The 14,214-nt window shown below is 42.2% G+C and carries 14 protein-coding genes; 8 read left to right on the top strand and 6 right to left on the bottom strand.

The features are described 5' to 3' along the window. Nucleotides 1-6 precede the first annotated feature (6 nt). Genes lptE through miaB form a run of 3 tightly spaced genes read right to left on the bottom strand, consistent with a single transcriptional unit; the run spans nucleotide 7 to nucleotide 3,288 of the window. Entirely contained in the window at nucleotides 7-543 is a 537-nt protein-coding gene (lptE, locus tag DK188_RS07765; RefSeq protein ID WP_111670259.1) for an LPS assembly lipoprotein LptE, read from the bottom strand. Next, complete coding sequence (locus tag DK188_RS07760; protein ID WP_111670258.1) at nucleotides 530-1,816, bottom strand: sigma-54 interaction domain-containing protein; 1,287 nt, start codon at nucleotides 1,814-1,816, stop codon at nucleotides 530-532. The genes lptE and DK188_RS07760 overlap by 14 nt, the downstream gene beginning before the upstream one ends. Beyond that, complete coding sequence (miaB, locus tag DK188_RS07755; protein ID WP_111670257.1) at nucleotides 1,813-3,288, bottom strand: tRNA (N6-isopentenyl adenosine(37)-C2)-methylthiotransferase MiaB; 1,476 nt, start codon at nucleotides 3,286-3,288, stop codon at nucleotides 1,813-1,815. Before miaB ends, DK188_RS07760 begins: the two co-directional genes overlap by 4 nt. Before the next feature lie 340 nt (nucleotides 3,289-3,628). Here miaB and DK188_RS07750 point away from each other — a divergent pair, with 340 nt between their 5' ends. Both DK188_RS07750 and DK188_RS07745 read left to right on the top strand, forming a co-directional pair. Then, entirely contained in the window at nucleotides 3,629-4,135 is a 507-nt protein-coding gene (locus tag DK188_RS07750; RefSeq protein WP_157963193.1) for a hypothetical protein, read from the top strand. Then, nucleotides 4,132-5,946, top strand: coding sequence for a M64 family metallopeptidase (locus DK188_RS07745; RefSeq protein ID WP_111670255.1), 1,815 nt, complete (start codon nucleotides 4,132-4,134; stop codon nucleotides 5,944-5,946). Before DK188_RS07750 ends, DK188_RS07745 begins: the two co-directional genes overlap by 4 nt. A 1-nt stretch (nucleotide 5,947) precedes the next feature. Here DK188_RS07745 and dinB read toward each other — a convergent pair whose 3' ends face one another. From dinB to DK188_RS07730, 3 genes are all read right to left on the bottom strand, one after another. Next, nucleotides 5,948-7,051 carry a DNA polymerase IV gene (dinB, locus tag DK188_RS07740; protein WP_262512135.1) on the bottom strand — a complete coding sequence of 368 codons (1,104 nt, stop codon included), beginning with the start codon at nucleotides 7,049-7,051 and terminating at the stop codon, nucleotides 5,948-5,950. Then, nucleotides 7,041-8,258: an anthranilate synthase component I family protein gene (locus tag DK188_RS07735; RefSeq protein WP_232825685.1), complete on the bottom strand. Its 1,218-nt coding sequence runs from the start codon at nucleotides 8,256-8,258 to the stop codon at nucleotides 7,041-7,043. The genes dinB and DK188_RS07735 overlap by 11 nt, the downstream gene beginning before the upstream one ends. Before the next feature lie 89 nt (nucleotides 8,259-8,347). After that, a complete protein-coding gene (locus DK188_RS07730; protein WP_111670252.1) occupies nucleotides 8,348-9,070 on the bottom strand; it encodes a YceI family protein in 723 nt (240 codons plus the stop codon). Nucleotides 9,071-9,205: 135 nt separating this feature from the next. On the opposite strand from DK188_RS07730, the gene DK188_RS07725 reads away from it, so the two are divergent. From DK188_RS07725 to DK188_RS07700, 6 genes are all read left to right on the top strand, one after another. Beyond that, nucleotides 9,206-9,727 (top strand): gamma carbonic anhydrase family protein, encoded by a 522-nt coding sequence (locus DK188_RS07725; RefSeq protein ID WP_111670251.1) that lies wholly within the window; start codon nucleotides 9,206-9,208, stop codon nucleotides 9,725-9,727. A gap of 156 nt (nucleotides 9,728-9,883) precedes the next feature. Then, nucleotides 9,884-10,372 carry a hypothetical protein gene (locus tag DK188_RS07720; protein WP_157963192.1) on the top strand — a complete coding sequence of 163 codons (489 nt, stop codon included), beginning with the start codon at nucleotides 9,884-9,886 and terminating at the stop codon, nucleotides 10,370-10,372. Nucleotides 10,373-10,510: 138 nt separating this feature from the next. Next, nucleotides 10,511-11,224, top strand: coding sequence for an esterase family protein (locus DK188_RS07715; RefSeq protein WP_111670249.1), 714 nt, complete (start codon nucleotides 10,511-10,513; stop codon nucleotides 11,222-11,224). Between the two features lie 27 nt (nucleotides 11,225-11,251). Next, nucleotides 11,252-12,208: an ATP-grasp domain-containing protein gene (locus DK188_RS07710; protein ID WP_111670248.1), complete on the top strand. Its 957-nt coding sequence runs from the start codon at nucleotides 11,252-11,254 to the stop codon at nucleotides 12,206-12,208. Nucleotides 12,209-12,219: 11 nt separating this feature from the next. Continuing rightward, complete coding sequence (locus tag DK188_RS07705) at nucleotides 12,220-13,338, top strand: carboxylate-amine ligase (RefSeq protein ID WP_111670247.1); 1,119 nt, start codon at nucleotides 12,220-12,222, stop codon at nucleotides 13,336-13,338. Between the two features lie 42 nt (nucleotides 13,339-13,380). Continuing rightward, nucleotides 13,381-14,211, top strand: a complete 831-nt coding sequence (locus tag DK188_RS07700) for a type 1 glutamine amidotransferase (RefSeq protein ID WP_317046863.1) — start codon at nucleotides 13,381-13,383, stop codon at nucleotides 14,209-14,211. Nucleotides 14,212-14,214: the final 3 nt, after the last annotated feature.

Here is a 14,214-nt window from a genome sequence, read left to right as displayed (position 1 = left end):
GTAAAATTACCAGTTGGCAACCGTCGCATTGAAGATGTCCTGTAAAATTACCTCGAAAATCTCTTCAACAAGTTGGTTTTCTATATCAAGCAAGGTCACATTCCGTGGGTCATAATCCTTGAAAAATGAAAAAGTCTGTTTTTTACTTTCCTCCTCTAGTTTCAAGTTTATATAATCTACTTCTATGGAAATTGTCAAGCGCATCTGTCCGGCCCGATCGGGTAAGTTTGGGTCCCCGCTGGAAACTGCTGCCTGAGGGGTAACAGTGTATCTATTGATCGCTCCAGAGAACTGAATGTCACCATTTGAGCGAACTAGCTCTAGTTTGGTGTTTCTTTGGTAAAATTCTTTCAGAGATTCGGTAAATAACTGCTCCATATTGGCAGGCCCTCCTCCGGAATCATTGAAGAAATTCTCTACCGAGAAAGTCTGGATTAGGTCGTAATTAATTCTTCCAGGGTTAAATCCATAGCTAATTTTACAGCCCGAAAAAGCAAGAATTGGTAAAATATATAAAACGAATCTCCAGTTACTCAATTTCATATTGCTTGATTTTACGGTAAAGTGTTCGCTCCGAAATCCCTAGGTCGCTTGCCGCATATTTGCGCTTGTTGTTGTGTTTTCGAAGAGCTCTGAGGATCATTTCTTTTTCTTTTTTCTCCAATGAAAGCGAATTGTCGTCTTCCTCATGAATGATGTCTTCGATAACGTCCTCCTCATAATTTTCATTATTTAGTGAGGTGTTTTTCTGAGACTCAAGTACGAGCGGAACTTTGTAAGAGGAGCCACTCTCCATGGATTCATTCGGTGAAAAACCTGCATCCAAATCCTCAAAAAGTCCTTGATGCTTTTGCATGATGTTGGAATTTATTCCTCCGTTTTGATAGGATTCCAAAACCAGCTTTTTCAGCTCATTCATGTCTTTTTTCATGTCGAAAAGGACTTTGTACAGGATATCACGCTCTGAGAAATCGCTGCTTTCGACTCCACCCGAATGTCCTAGTGCCATAGGTAGACGAGATGTATCTGCCGGAAGGTACTTGGAGAGGGTTTGAGCATTGACTTCCCGATTCTCCTCCAGCAGGGAAATTTGCTCTGCAATATTCTTGAGTTGCCGGATATTGCCCGGAAAGGCATAGCGAATCAATAAAGCCTGAGCTTCCGGATTCAGGGAAATCGGTCTGACATGATATTTTTCTGAAAAATCCCCGGTGAATTTCCGGAACAGAAGCACTACATCTTCCCCTCTCTCCCGCAAGGGCGGAACGTATATCGGAACTGTATTTAACCGATAATAAAGATCTTCCCGGAATCTTCCTTTTTCAACCGCTTTTAACAGATTGACATTGGTTGCAGTGATGACCCGAACATTAGTTTTGAGGACTTTGGATGAGCCGACTTTGATAAATTCTCCGTTTTCCAAGACACGGAGTAGCCTCGCTTGGGTTCCGAGTGGCATTTCTCCGATTTCGTCCAAAAAGATCGAGCCTCCATCTGTGACCTCAAAATAACCCTTTCTGGCTTCGTGTGCTCCGGTAAAAGAACCTTTTTCATGTCCAAATAGCTCTGAATCTATTGTTCCTTCAGGTATCGCCCCGCAGTTGATAGCTATGAATTTCCCGTGTTTTCTTAGGGAGAGTGAATGGATAATTTTTGAAAAACTTTCCTTTCCGCTGCCGCTTTCTCCAGTGATCAATACTGTCATATCAGTAGGAGCTGCCTGCATCGCTACTTGGATGGCGTGATTTAGCAGCGGACTATTGCCTATGATACCAAAACGCTGCTTGACACTTTGAATTTCCTGAGGAGTGATCATGCCAAGACAGGATTTACTTCCAACACCTCCCCAAAAAGGGTTGCCTGGGATACTTCGGTGATTCTCACACGGACGTAATCGCCTTTTTTAGCTTTGTCGGCTGGAATGATGACCACTTTGTTGGCAGAGTTTCTGCCTTTCAGTTGCAGGTCAGATTTTTTGGCAGTTCCCTCGATGAGGATCAGTTGCTCCTGGTGGAGATCCAGTTTGTTTCGCTCAAAGGAAAGCTCCGCTTGCTTGGATATGATTTCAGCGAGCCTTCTTTTTTTGGTTTCCAAAGGAATATCATCTGCATATTTCTTCGCTGCCAGTGTTCCAGGACGCTCAGAATAGTAAAACATGTAGGAGAAATCGTATTTCACAATGTCCATCAAGGATAAGGTGTCCTGATGTTCTTCTTCCGTCTCCGTGCAGAATCCTGTAATCATGTCCGAGGAAATGCCACATTCTTCACCGAGGATTTCCCGAATGGCAGCAACCCGATTGAGGTACCACTCCCGATCGTAGGTTCGGTTCATTAGATCAAGGACTCGGCTATTTCCACTTTGCACGGGCAGGTGGATGTAATTGCAGATGTTGTCGTACTTCTTGATCGTATGCAGCACTTCATCCGTGATATCCTTGGGGTGGGAGGTGGAGAACCTGACCCTCAGGTAAGGACTCACTTTCGCGACCATTTCCAGCAGATTTGCAAAATTGACCACTTCAGTGACTGTATCTTCTTTTTTGTTCAGTCGGGCCTTGTTGTTCTCTTCTGGTGACCACTTGTAGCTGTCCACGTTTTGACCAAGTAGGGTGACTTCTTTATAGCCTTTGTCAAAAAGATCCTGGGCTTCAGCTACTATAGAATGTGGATCTCGGCTACGCTCTCTCCCTCGGGTAAAGGGAACTACGCAAAATGAGCACATGTTGTCACAGCCTCGCATGATGGAAATGAATGCAGTGACGCCATTCGAATTTAGACGTACTGGTGCGATGTCGGCATAAGTTTCTTCACGGGAAAGGAAAGTATTCACGCCTTTTTCTCCCTCCTCAGCTGCCGAAATCAAGTTTGGTAAATCCCGGTATGCATCTGGACCTACGACTACATCCACGATTTTCTCTTCGGTAAGCAGATTTTCCTTCAGTCGCTCGGCCATGCAGCCCAATACGCCAATGGTCAGTTCGGGCTTGTTCTTTTTTGCCTTTTGAAACTGACTCAGTCGTTTCCGAACGGTCAATTCAGCTTTTTCGCGAATCGAACAGGTGTTCAGAAAAATCACATCTGCCTGCTCAAAATCTGAAGTCGTGTCAAAACCATTCTCCTTCATGATCGAAGCCACGATCTCAGAGTCCGAAAAGTTCATCTGGCAGCCATAGCTTTCGATGTAGAGTTTTTTGGTTTTGCCGGTGTTTTCGTCTGCTGTGGTTTTGAAGTCGCAGGCTTGTGCCTCCTCAGCAGAAATAATGTCAATATCTTTAATCAGATCCATGAACTGGAGTTTTTGTCAATTGGTCTAGAATCGGTCTTTGAAGAAATTCAAACCCTAAAAGATTGAATCAGGTTGCGAAATTACTAAAATGCAGACAAAATGGCAGGAAACCATCAGGAATCTTTCTACTAAAAATAAAGTTTTTATTTATTATCAAACCAAACCTCCACCAGCTCCCAAAATCGAACATCCTCATCCGTATCTTTATTACCTATCTGGTTATTCATATTTACCTGTTGTTATGGGAAATTTCTTCGAAATTGGGTGTTAGGTAGACTTCATTTGTGATCTAATTTTTTAAAACTATTTTCTATATTAGATTGGTTTTTTACTTTTCATTATGAAAGCAATAATGTGTTTTTTATGTGTAATTCTTCTTTTGGCTCAATCATGTAAAAGTAAACAAGATTTGGGGGAAATGAGCGGAAAGGCCATTGAGGAGCTTTCTCAACCGAAAACCCCTGAGATTTTGACAATTTCTTTTAGTATTAATAAGCTTGATTCGGTTAATCAAATTGGTGCTTTTTCCAATTATGGTAAATTGAAAGAAAGGGAGGATGCTTTTTTTCAGGCAAAAGAAGGCGATTTAAAAATTTCATTTTTAAACCTCTTAGGTCAAGTTTGCTTTGAAAAAATCATTCCAAATCCACTTTTGAAACAGGTCGAATATTCTGAAAATGATACTTCTGGAATACTTGTATCTAAAACAATTGAAATGGAAGAATCTGAGTTTTTTGTCCGAATTCAGTGGGTCGAATGTATTGAACAAATGCAACTTGATAGATTAGAGGGTGGGAATTGGAAGACTTTGAGAAGATTAGGTTTTACTAAACCGAATATTCAATGATTAAACATATTCTGAATTTTGGATTGGTACTATTTTTTGTTTCAATCAAGGGCTATTCTCAGGTATTTCCCTTGGAGGTGGTCAAATACAAAGCATCTCCTGACCTAGTTGTCAATTTGGTCATTTTGGGAGATGGATACACTGCCGACCAACAAGATAAATTTTTAGAAGATGTTAATAGGAATGTGGAGGGCATGCTGGAACTCGAGCCTTGGAGATCTCATAAAGACAAAATTAATGTCTATGCTGTAAAGGTCATTTCTAATAAATCAGGAGCCTCAGATCGGCCTAGCGAACCTGTTGATAATTATTTTGGAAGTTCTTTTTACACTGCAGACATTGAGCGCTTATTATATCCAACCCAGCTTTCAAAAGTTTATTCTGTACTTAATTCAAATACCCCATTTTTTGATTTAGTGGTAATAATGGTAAATGATAGTAGATATGGAGGAGCAGGGGGTGAGTTTGCGACATTTTCAACACATCCCGAGGCACTACAACTTATGGTTCATGAAATTGGCCATACTTTTTCAGGCTTGGCCGATGAATATTGGGCAGGTGATCAGTATGCTGATGAAAAGGCTAATATGACTCAAAACAATAACCCTGGGACTGTTCGATGGAAATCATTCCTAAACATTGCTTCAGTTGGCATTTTCCCACATGAGGAGTCGCCTAAGTGGTATAGGCCTCACCAAAATTGCCTGATGAGATTTCTTGGAAGCCCTCTTTGTGAAGTCTGTAAAAATGAAGTGATTCTCACGATTGATAATTTAACCGAAGTAGAGCCATTCGAAAGCCCAATTGCTTTTTTCGGAGCTGATAAATTTGAGATTTACGAAAATCAGAAAGTGACTTTTTTTGATTTGACTACCCAAAGCCCAGAAACTTGGGAATGGTCTTTCGAAGGAGGATCACCTGCGTCAAGTGAAGAACAAAATCCTGTTATTTCCTTTTCTGAGGAAGGTTTGTATACCGTTAGTCTGACAAGTACGAATGCAATTAGCTCAAATACATATTCAAGAAATCAATTTATTCGAGTCAGGAAGGACGACTTGCCACCAACCCTAAGAGTGAAAAACGTTGAGGTAGAATTGGATTCAGAAGGCAATGCTCAACTCACAGTAAGCCAAGTGGATAATGGCACTTTTGATAATGTGGAATTAAGGGAATTGTTCTTGGCAAAAACCAATTTTGACTGCAATGATTTGGGTGTGAATCATGTAATTTTCAAAGCAGTTGACATCAATGGGAATTCGGATAGCACACTTGTAGCCGTAACAGTAAAGGATAGAATTGCACCAATAGCAAAAGTGAAAAACATTGCCCTTGCGTTAGGTGAGGAAGGGGATATTACAATCAGTCCACAGGATATAGACGATGGTTCCTTTGATAATTGTGGAATTGTCAGCATGAGTTTATCTAAAGAAACTTTTGACATAAGAAATCAAGGTGACAATTGGGTTGATTTGATTCTTACTGATTCCAGTGGAAATAGAACTGTAGCCACAGCGATTGTAAATATTGACATTCTTTTGAGTTCGCCGAATAAAGAATCGATGGAAGTTCTGCTATATCCAAATCCAAGTTCTGGAAAGGTTCAAATTGTATATCCCAAAAATATTGATCCCGGACTTGTTCAGATTGATATTATTGACAGTAGGGGAGTTGTATTAAATCAAATCTATGAATTTCAGAAAGTTGGAGATAATATTTATTTTGAGTTAAATGGGTTAAGCAATGGAATCTACTTCGTTAAATTGTATTCGAGAAGTGAAATTAAAATGCTAAAACTGATTTTGAGAAAGTGATTTATCCTTGGTCAAAAGGAATCCTCAATTGCTCCCCAAAATGAATTTGCTCTTCGGTGATATTTAAATTTGAAATTCCTAAACCCAAGAGCCGAACGGGCTGCATAATCTCCTCCTGATGCAGTAATTCCAGTGCGATTTTCCAAAAAGTTTCTTCATTAGGATATTGTTCAAGCGTCCGGCTGCGAGTTTGGAGGGTAAAATCTGAATGCTTGATTTTGAGCGTGATCGTTCGTCCTTTGATTCCGTTTCGCTCGATCCTGCGAATGACTTCATCGAAGACGGGTCTGAGATTTTGTTCTAATTCCTGAAGCGTAATTAGGTCTTTTTCAAAAGTATTTTCAGCACTCAGTGACTTTCTGACCCGATGCGGCTGAACTTCAGAAAGATGGATACCTCTCACGATATTAAAATAGTGAAGCCCAGATTTACCAAATTTCTTGGTCAAAAACTGAAGGGAATAGTCCTTCAGATCTTTGCCGTTGTGAATGCCCAGGCTTTGCATTTTCTCTGCGGTGACTTTACCGATACCGAAGAATTTTCCGATAGGCAATTTTTCCAGGAAAGCTTCGGCTTCTTCGGGCAAAATCACCGCTTGACCATTTGGTTTGTTTAAGTCAGAAGCGATTTTTGCAAGAAATTTATTGTAACTGACCCCTGCAGAGGCATTGAGTCCGGTTTTATCCTTGATCTTTGACCGGATATGTTTTGCAATCAGAATTGCGGACTTGAGTCCTGCTTTGTTTTCGGTTACATCCAGAAAGGCTTCATCCAGCGAAAGCGGCTCGACCAGGTCCGTGTATTCATGAAAAATCTCCCGAATCTGCAGGGAGATTTCCTTGTATCGGTCAAATCGTGGACGTGCAAAAATTAGGTGGGGGCATTTCTTGGCAGCCAAGGCTGAAGACATTGCGGAGAAGATTCCAAATTTTCGGGCTTCATAACTTGCAGCTGCGATCACACCCCGTGCTTCATTTCCTCCTACGACCAAGGGCTTACCTCTCCACTCCGGATGGTCCAATTGCTCCACCGATGCATAATAAGCATCCATATCCACATGGATGATCTTACGAATGGGAGGGAGGTTCTCTTGATTAGGTTCCACGGAGCAACTCAAATAGGGCTTGGGCTTTAAGGGTACATTCCTCATACTCCAGCTCTGCTGAGGCGTCGATGGTGATGGCACTACCCACTCCAAAATAGAGCTTTTTCGCTTCCAAATCAGCAATGATCGAGCGAATCACTACCGAAAAATCAAAGTTTCCACTAGTATCGATCCAACCAAAAGCACCCGAAAACCAACCCCGTTTAAAACATTCTTCCCGCTCGATAATTTTCATGGTGCTGATCTTCGGCGCTCCGGTCATGGATCCCATTGGGAAAGTCGCGTGAATTATTTCTTTTAGGGAAACTCCTGGCCTGACTGCTGAACTCACAGTACTGATCATCTGCCAAACTCTGGGAAAAGGATAAATCCCGAAAAGCTCCTCTACTTTTACCGAACCCGTTTGTGATACCCGGGCGAGATCATTCCGCATCAGGTCAGTGATCATGAGATTTTCTGCGCGCTCTTTTTCGCTGGAGATGAGTTTATCCCGATTTTTAGAGTCTTCCTCCGCTTGAATCCCTCTTCGGCTTGTCCCTTTGATAGGCTGAGCGATGAGCTTGGAACCGATTTTTTTCAAGAAACGCTCTGGAGAAGCAGAAATCAACCACTGATTCTTCGCTTTAAATAAGGCTGCAAAAGGCATCTTGGATAGCTCATTTAATCTGAAAAATGCGGCTACTGGATTCCAGGAATCAAATGATCCAGAAAATGACTGACAGAAATTTATTTCATAGGTGTTTCCTTCCAATATTTCATTTTGAATCCTGTGAACCCGGTCCAAATATTCTTCCCGGGTTATTTCTGGGTTCACTTGACAGAGAAATAAGGCCTGTTCAGGTATTGCTTGATTCGCGATTTCATACAAATGAGCTTCGGAAAACTCAGTTGATGTATAAAAGCCATCCGGAGTCAACTGAAGGGCCATTTCCGGCTCAAAAAAACAAAGCTCAGGAAGTGGAAAATACTCCAGGTTTTGACTGGTCAATTGTTCAATCTGATTTTTGAAATCGTAGCCAAAAATCCCAACCTTGAATAGTTGAGATTGCCAAAGTTCGTCTTCTGATAGTTCTGTATTTCCTGCAAAAAATAAGTTGTCAAAGGGACCTTGGGGATAGTCATGATCATTACCCTGAGTCAAAGCTATAAATTGAAATTTTTCTTCTGCCCAATAGCTCAGCTTTTCCTTCCATTTGGGAAAATTCATTGGGTAGAAAATCGGAAACTTATTCATTGGGTTACAAAAAAAAGAGGAATTCCGAAGAATCCCTCTTTTATCATTGGGTAGTTGGTTAATTATTGAGCGGTCACATCCAATACCAGAGATACGGTATTGTAGATGAACTGATCTTTCGCTTTGTCAGCTGCAGTGGCTTCGTCGCCATAGGCAAGTCCCCAAGCAGTTCTATCGATGTTGAAGCCTGCTTTGGCTTTCACTACACCGTCGGTGATAGTAACAGCTGCAGGGAACTTAATGTTTTTGGTCGTACCTCTCATTGTCAAATTCCCGCTGATCCAGTGTGTAGGAGCATCAGGTGAAAGTGAGCTGGCTGCGTTTGGGGTATTATCAGATACAAATTCTTCTTTGTCAGTGATTTGATCATTGGCTGTGAAAGGCTCCGCTCCGGTGATTTCAAAAGTTGCGGTTGGGAAATTTGCAGCGTCAAAGAAGTCAGCTGACTGAAGGTGCGTGTACAGTTTTCCATGAAACTCAGAACCTGCTTCCATGTCTTCGATGGTCAAGCCCGGAATGTCAAACGTGAAAGAACCTCCTGTGATAGTTCCATCCGCTACGATAAGTTTACCTGTAGTAGCAGGGATTTTTCCGAAATGCTGGCCAGTTGGCTTATATCCTCTCCAAGCAATAGTAGATTGGTCAAGGTTTAGCGATAATTCTTTTCCAGCTGCTTCTGCTACTTCCTGAGCTTCGCTGGTTTCAACTGTTTCTGAAGGCGCACCACAAGCAAAGGCAAGCATGGATGCAGCTACGAATAGACCGATTTGTTTGGTTAATTTCATTGTGCTTTTTTTGGATTGGTTTTCTAAAATTTACATGTATATACACGGAAAACCGCATGACTCTAAAAAAGTTCAACTTTGAAAAAAAAATCTTTTAAGGGGTAAGATTTTTCGCAAATCTAAAAATCCGAACTGATGGCATTGATAATGGAAGTACGGGGCAAGAGCCCGAAATTTGGAGACAGGTGTTGGCTGGCACCAAATGCAACTGTGGTAGGGGATGTAGTCTTGGGTAAAAACTGCACCGTTTGGTTTAATGCCGTAATCCGAGGTGATGTGCATGAAATCAGAATCGGAGATGATACCAATATCCAAGATGGTGCAGTTATCCATTGTACCTACCAAAAAGCGGGAACCTACATTGGGAATCAAGTCTCGATCGCCCACAATGCCTGTGTCCACGGATGCACCATTCATGACCGGGTATTGATCGGAATGGGAGCAATAGTGATGGATGGCGCCATAGTTCATTCCGGTGCCGTGATCGCAGCAGGAGCAGTAGTCCTGGCAAATACGGTAGTGGAGCCGAACTCAATCTATGCCGGAATGCCTGCTAAAAAAGTGAAAGCCACCGGGCCTGAAATGGAGGAAGTAATTCTCCGCACTGCCCGAAACTATCCCATGTACGCAGAATGGTTTAGGGAAGAAAAGATTTAAGAATTAACCACTTGACTCTTGCATAGGGACAGGTAGGTTTTTGGGAGAAATCAATAGGGCACGAACTAGACAACTTGAAAAACAAAATAAATAGTTTGTAAAATTTTTAATTTTTCAGGTAATTAAATGTCACAAACCCTGCTTAATCCCTCAGCTATGAAGTCCCCGCTCCAAATTCTAAGCAATTGGAAAATACTCCTTTTGCTGTTTGCACTAGTTCTTTTGGCTAATTTTCTTCTTGGGCAGTTTATGCCCAAAGAGCAAGCCTTGGACTTGAAGTTCGCCTATTCGGCAAAAGAAGCCTATGATTCGATTCTTCAATTGGATGAAAATGGATTGAAGCGCTACAGATTTGGAATTCTAGCTTTGGACATGCCTTACATCCTAATTTATGGCCTATTTTTCTCAGGAGTCATGTTCAAACTGTGGGGAAGGCCATGGACGATCCTGATCCCAATTTCCATTATGGTGTTGGATTTTTTCGAAAACGTCATGGTCCTAGAGATGCTTGGTCACTTGCCCGAACAGCACCTGAACCTGGGAAGCTTAGCCTCCATTTTCACGACAGGCAAATGGATTTTTGTTTCAATTTTAGGGCTTAGTATTCTATCCGGCCTGATACGGAATCTGTTTTTTAAAAAGTAAGCCATCGGCCGATCAGCAATCCGAAAATTAACGGATACTTCATCATCGGTTTTGCTTCGATTTTTTTTTTTCAATGAATTTTGACTAGTATTTGGTAACAGTTAGTAGGCCTGGTTTTTCTTGATCAAAAAATAATTTATGAAGGAAGAATATTTCAAGTGGTATTCGCCACATCTGAATAAGGAAGTGGAGATGTTGGTATTTGGTCATGCAGGCTATCCGGTAGTAGTGTTTCCTACTTCTAAGGGTTCATTTCATGAAAATAGGGACATGGGATTGATCGGTTCGGCCAAATGGTTTATTGATCAGGGGTTGATTCAGATCTTTTGTCCGAGCAGCAATGATGCGGATAGTTTCTACAACAAAGGCATTCATCCTCACCAGCGGATTCAAAATCACGTCGCCTATGACAAGATGATTTGCCATGAGATCGTAGAGCGAATTCGACTCAATACTCCTGTATCCAAGGTCGCGATGGCAGGGTGCAGTTTTGGAGGATACCATGCCGCCAATTTTTCATTTAGACACCCGGGATATGTCAGCCACTTGTTCAGCATGAGTGGTGCTTTTGACATTCGGAGTTTTATGGATGGCTATCAGCACGATGATATTTATTACAACAGTCCACTGGAATATTTGCCAGGACTACATGATCATGAGCTTTGGAACATGAAAATAGTCCTTGGAACATCCAATTGGGATATCTGCTACGATGCCAATATTAAGCTCCATCAGGTCCTGGAGCAGCGGAATGTACCACATTGGTTTGATGTCAGGCATGAAAAGCAACACGACTGGCCAGTTTGGAAGGAAATGTTTCCGCACTATTTATCAACCATCAAATTCAACTAAGGCGAATCAATTTTAATCGAAATAATTATGAAGAAAATAGGGATACTTTTCGGGATGGAGGATACTTTTCCCCATGCATTTGTAGAACGGGTAAATCAAACTGCCCCAAAGGGCATCGTCGCTGAACCCGTCCAAATAGACAAGGTGATTCAGAATAAACTAACAGAGTACGCGGTAATTATCGATCGAATCTCCCAAGATGTTCCATTCTATAGAGCCTATCTCAAAAATGCCGCCCTAACCGGCACAGCTGTCATCAACAATCCCTTTTGGTGGAGTGCAGATGACAAGTTTTTCAACAACTGTCTGGCAGATCAGCTCGGGGTCCCATTACCCAAAACGGTGATTTTACCCTCTGCCAAGCATCCGGATGACACCACATCGAAGTCGTTCCGAAATCTCGTGGCACCGCTGGACTGGGAGGGGATTTTCGATTATACGGGATTTCCTGCCTACATGAAGCCCTATGCAGGTGGAGGCTGGAAGAATGTCTATCGATTGGAAAACAAGGAAGAGTTTTTTCAGAAACATCCTGAAACAGGCCAATTGGTGATGCTCCTCCAGGAGGAAATTGTCTTTGATGAATATTTCCGAGTGTATTGTCTGGGCGGCAAGGCTGTGCGAATCATGGAATATGAACCACGCAATCCGCATCACCTCCGCTATGTGGTAGACAAAGCTCCCGCCTCGAAAAAATTACTCAGCACTGTGAAAGATTATACCATCAAGTTATGTACTGGGTTGGGGTATGATTTCAATACCGTGGAGTTTGCTGTCAGAGATGGAATTCCCTATGCCATTGATTTTGGTAACCCTGCACCGGATGCGGATATCAATTCTGTAGGACAGGCAAATTTTGAGTGGGTAGTCGAGGAGGCAGCTAAAATGGCTATAGCTTACGCCAAAGCCCAAAAGCCCGGTAAAATGAACCTTACTTGGGGCACATTTATGAAAAACTCGGTCGAGATGGCCAAAAGATTTTAAGGAATAAGGGTATGGCAAACATTTCCAAACAGCTCCCCAAATTCACGCTAGGGGTAGAAGAAGAGTACATGATTATTGATCCGGTGACTCGGGATCTGCGATCTCACATGTCAAAAATCGTGGAAGGGGGTAAGATCACGCTGAAAGAGCAAGTCAAAGCTGAGATGCACCAATCCGTAGTAGAAGTCGGAACGAATGTTTGCCAAAATGTAGCTGAGGCTCGAAGGGAGGTTTCTTTTCTCCGGAATAAAATATTCGAACTAGCTTCAGCACAGGGATTGGTGGTCGGGGCATCCAGTACGCACCCTTTTGCCAAATGGCAAGATCAAGAGATCACGGATGATCCGCGCTATCATAATATCGTCAATGAGCTGAAGGATATTGCCCGATCCAACCTGATTTTTGGATTGCATGTGCATGTAGGTATTGAAAGTAGGGAGATTGCGCTTCAGCTCATGAATCAAGCCTGCTATTTCTTGCCGCATATCTATGCGTTGACGACCAATTCTCCCTTCTGGGAAGGTAGAAATACTGGTTTCAAGGCATTTCGGGCCAAGGTTTTTGCGAAATTCCCAAGGACAGGACTTCCTGAATATTTCGATTCAGTTCAGTCTTATGATAATTTTTTGGAGATTTTGGTCAAGACTAATTGCATCGATAATCCAAAGAAGATCTGGTGGGACCTTCGGATGCATCCTTTCTTCAGTACTATTGAATTCCGTATCTGTGACATGTGTCTGACCGTGGACGAGACGATTTGTATCGTGGCGCTCATTCAGGCTGTAGTCGCTAAGTTGTATAAGCTGCTGATGAGTAATACCAGCTTTAACATCTATCGGATTGCTTTGATTCGTGAAAATAAATTCCGGGCTGCTAGAAATGGTGTGGAGGGACTTTTGATCGATTTTGGGAGGAAGATAGAAGTGCCGACCAAGGACCTGATCATGGAGTTGCTTGACTTTGTCGAAGACGTAGTAGACGAGCTGGGTAGCCGAGAAGAGATCAATTATGTCCACAAAATCCTCGAAAAAGGAACCGGAGCGGATCAGCAATTGGAGGTGTTTGATAAAACAGGGAGCTTGGAAGCAGTTGTTGATTTTATTACCAGCAAATTTACCGAGGGGATTTGAGTCATTGATTACCTTTGTTCGTAGACCAACCAACACTCCACAGTGGGAAAGAAAAAAGTAAATCTGGCAATTTTGGACATGTACGATGGCGAACCCAATCAGGGCATGCGCTGCATCCACGATATTCTTTCCAGATTTTCCAGTGAAATCAGCTACAGAGAATTTGATGTCAGGGGAAAGGCAGAACTTCCCGATATCCGCAATTTTGATATGTTTATCTCCACTGGTGGCCCCGGCAATCCAACCGAGGGAGACGGCAATTGGGATTTGCGCTACAATGATTTTCTGGATCAAGTCTGGATATGGAATATGAATCATGCCAAGAAAAAGTATCTGTTGCTCATCTGCCATTCCTTCCAAATGGCTTGCAAGCATTTTGGTTTGGGACAACTCAGTAAACGGAAATCCACATCATTTGGCGTGATGACTGTCCATAAAACCCCCGAAGGATTGCAGGATCCGCTTTTTGCAAATCTGGATAATCCATTCTGGGCAGTAGATTCAAGAGATTACCAAGTTTTACAGCCGGACAAAAGAAAATTCAAAGCGCTGGGCTCCAAAATAATTGCCTTGGAGAAAATCCGAAACCATGTAGAATACGAACGGGCAATTATGGCGATTCGGTTTTCAGCCGAAATTGTCGGGACTCAATTTCATCCTGAGGCAGATGCAGTTAGCTTTTTGGAGCATTTGAAAAAGCCTATGGTGAAAGAGAAAATCATTGAACTCAAAGGGAAAACTAAGTTTCGAACAATGCTCGAGGACCTGGTGGACGAAAATAAAGTATACAAAACCAATGAAACGCTGATTCCTAATTTTTTGGAACAATCCATTCAAAAACTAAAGCTGGTAAACACCCCATCGCTGACTTGATTT

The sequence above is a fragment of the Algoriphagus litoralis genome, from assembly GCF_003259255.1.
Taxonomy (GTDB): Bacteria; Bacteroidota; Bacteroidia; order Cytophagales; family Cyclobacteriaceae; genus Algoriphagus; species Algoriphagus litoralis.
The sequence above is the reverse complement of the archived record's forward strand: the minus strand, read 5'-3'. Positions and strand labels throughout refer to the sequence as shown.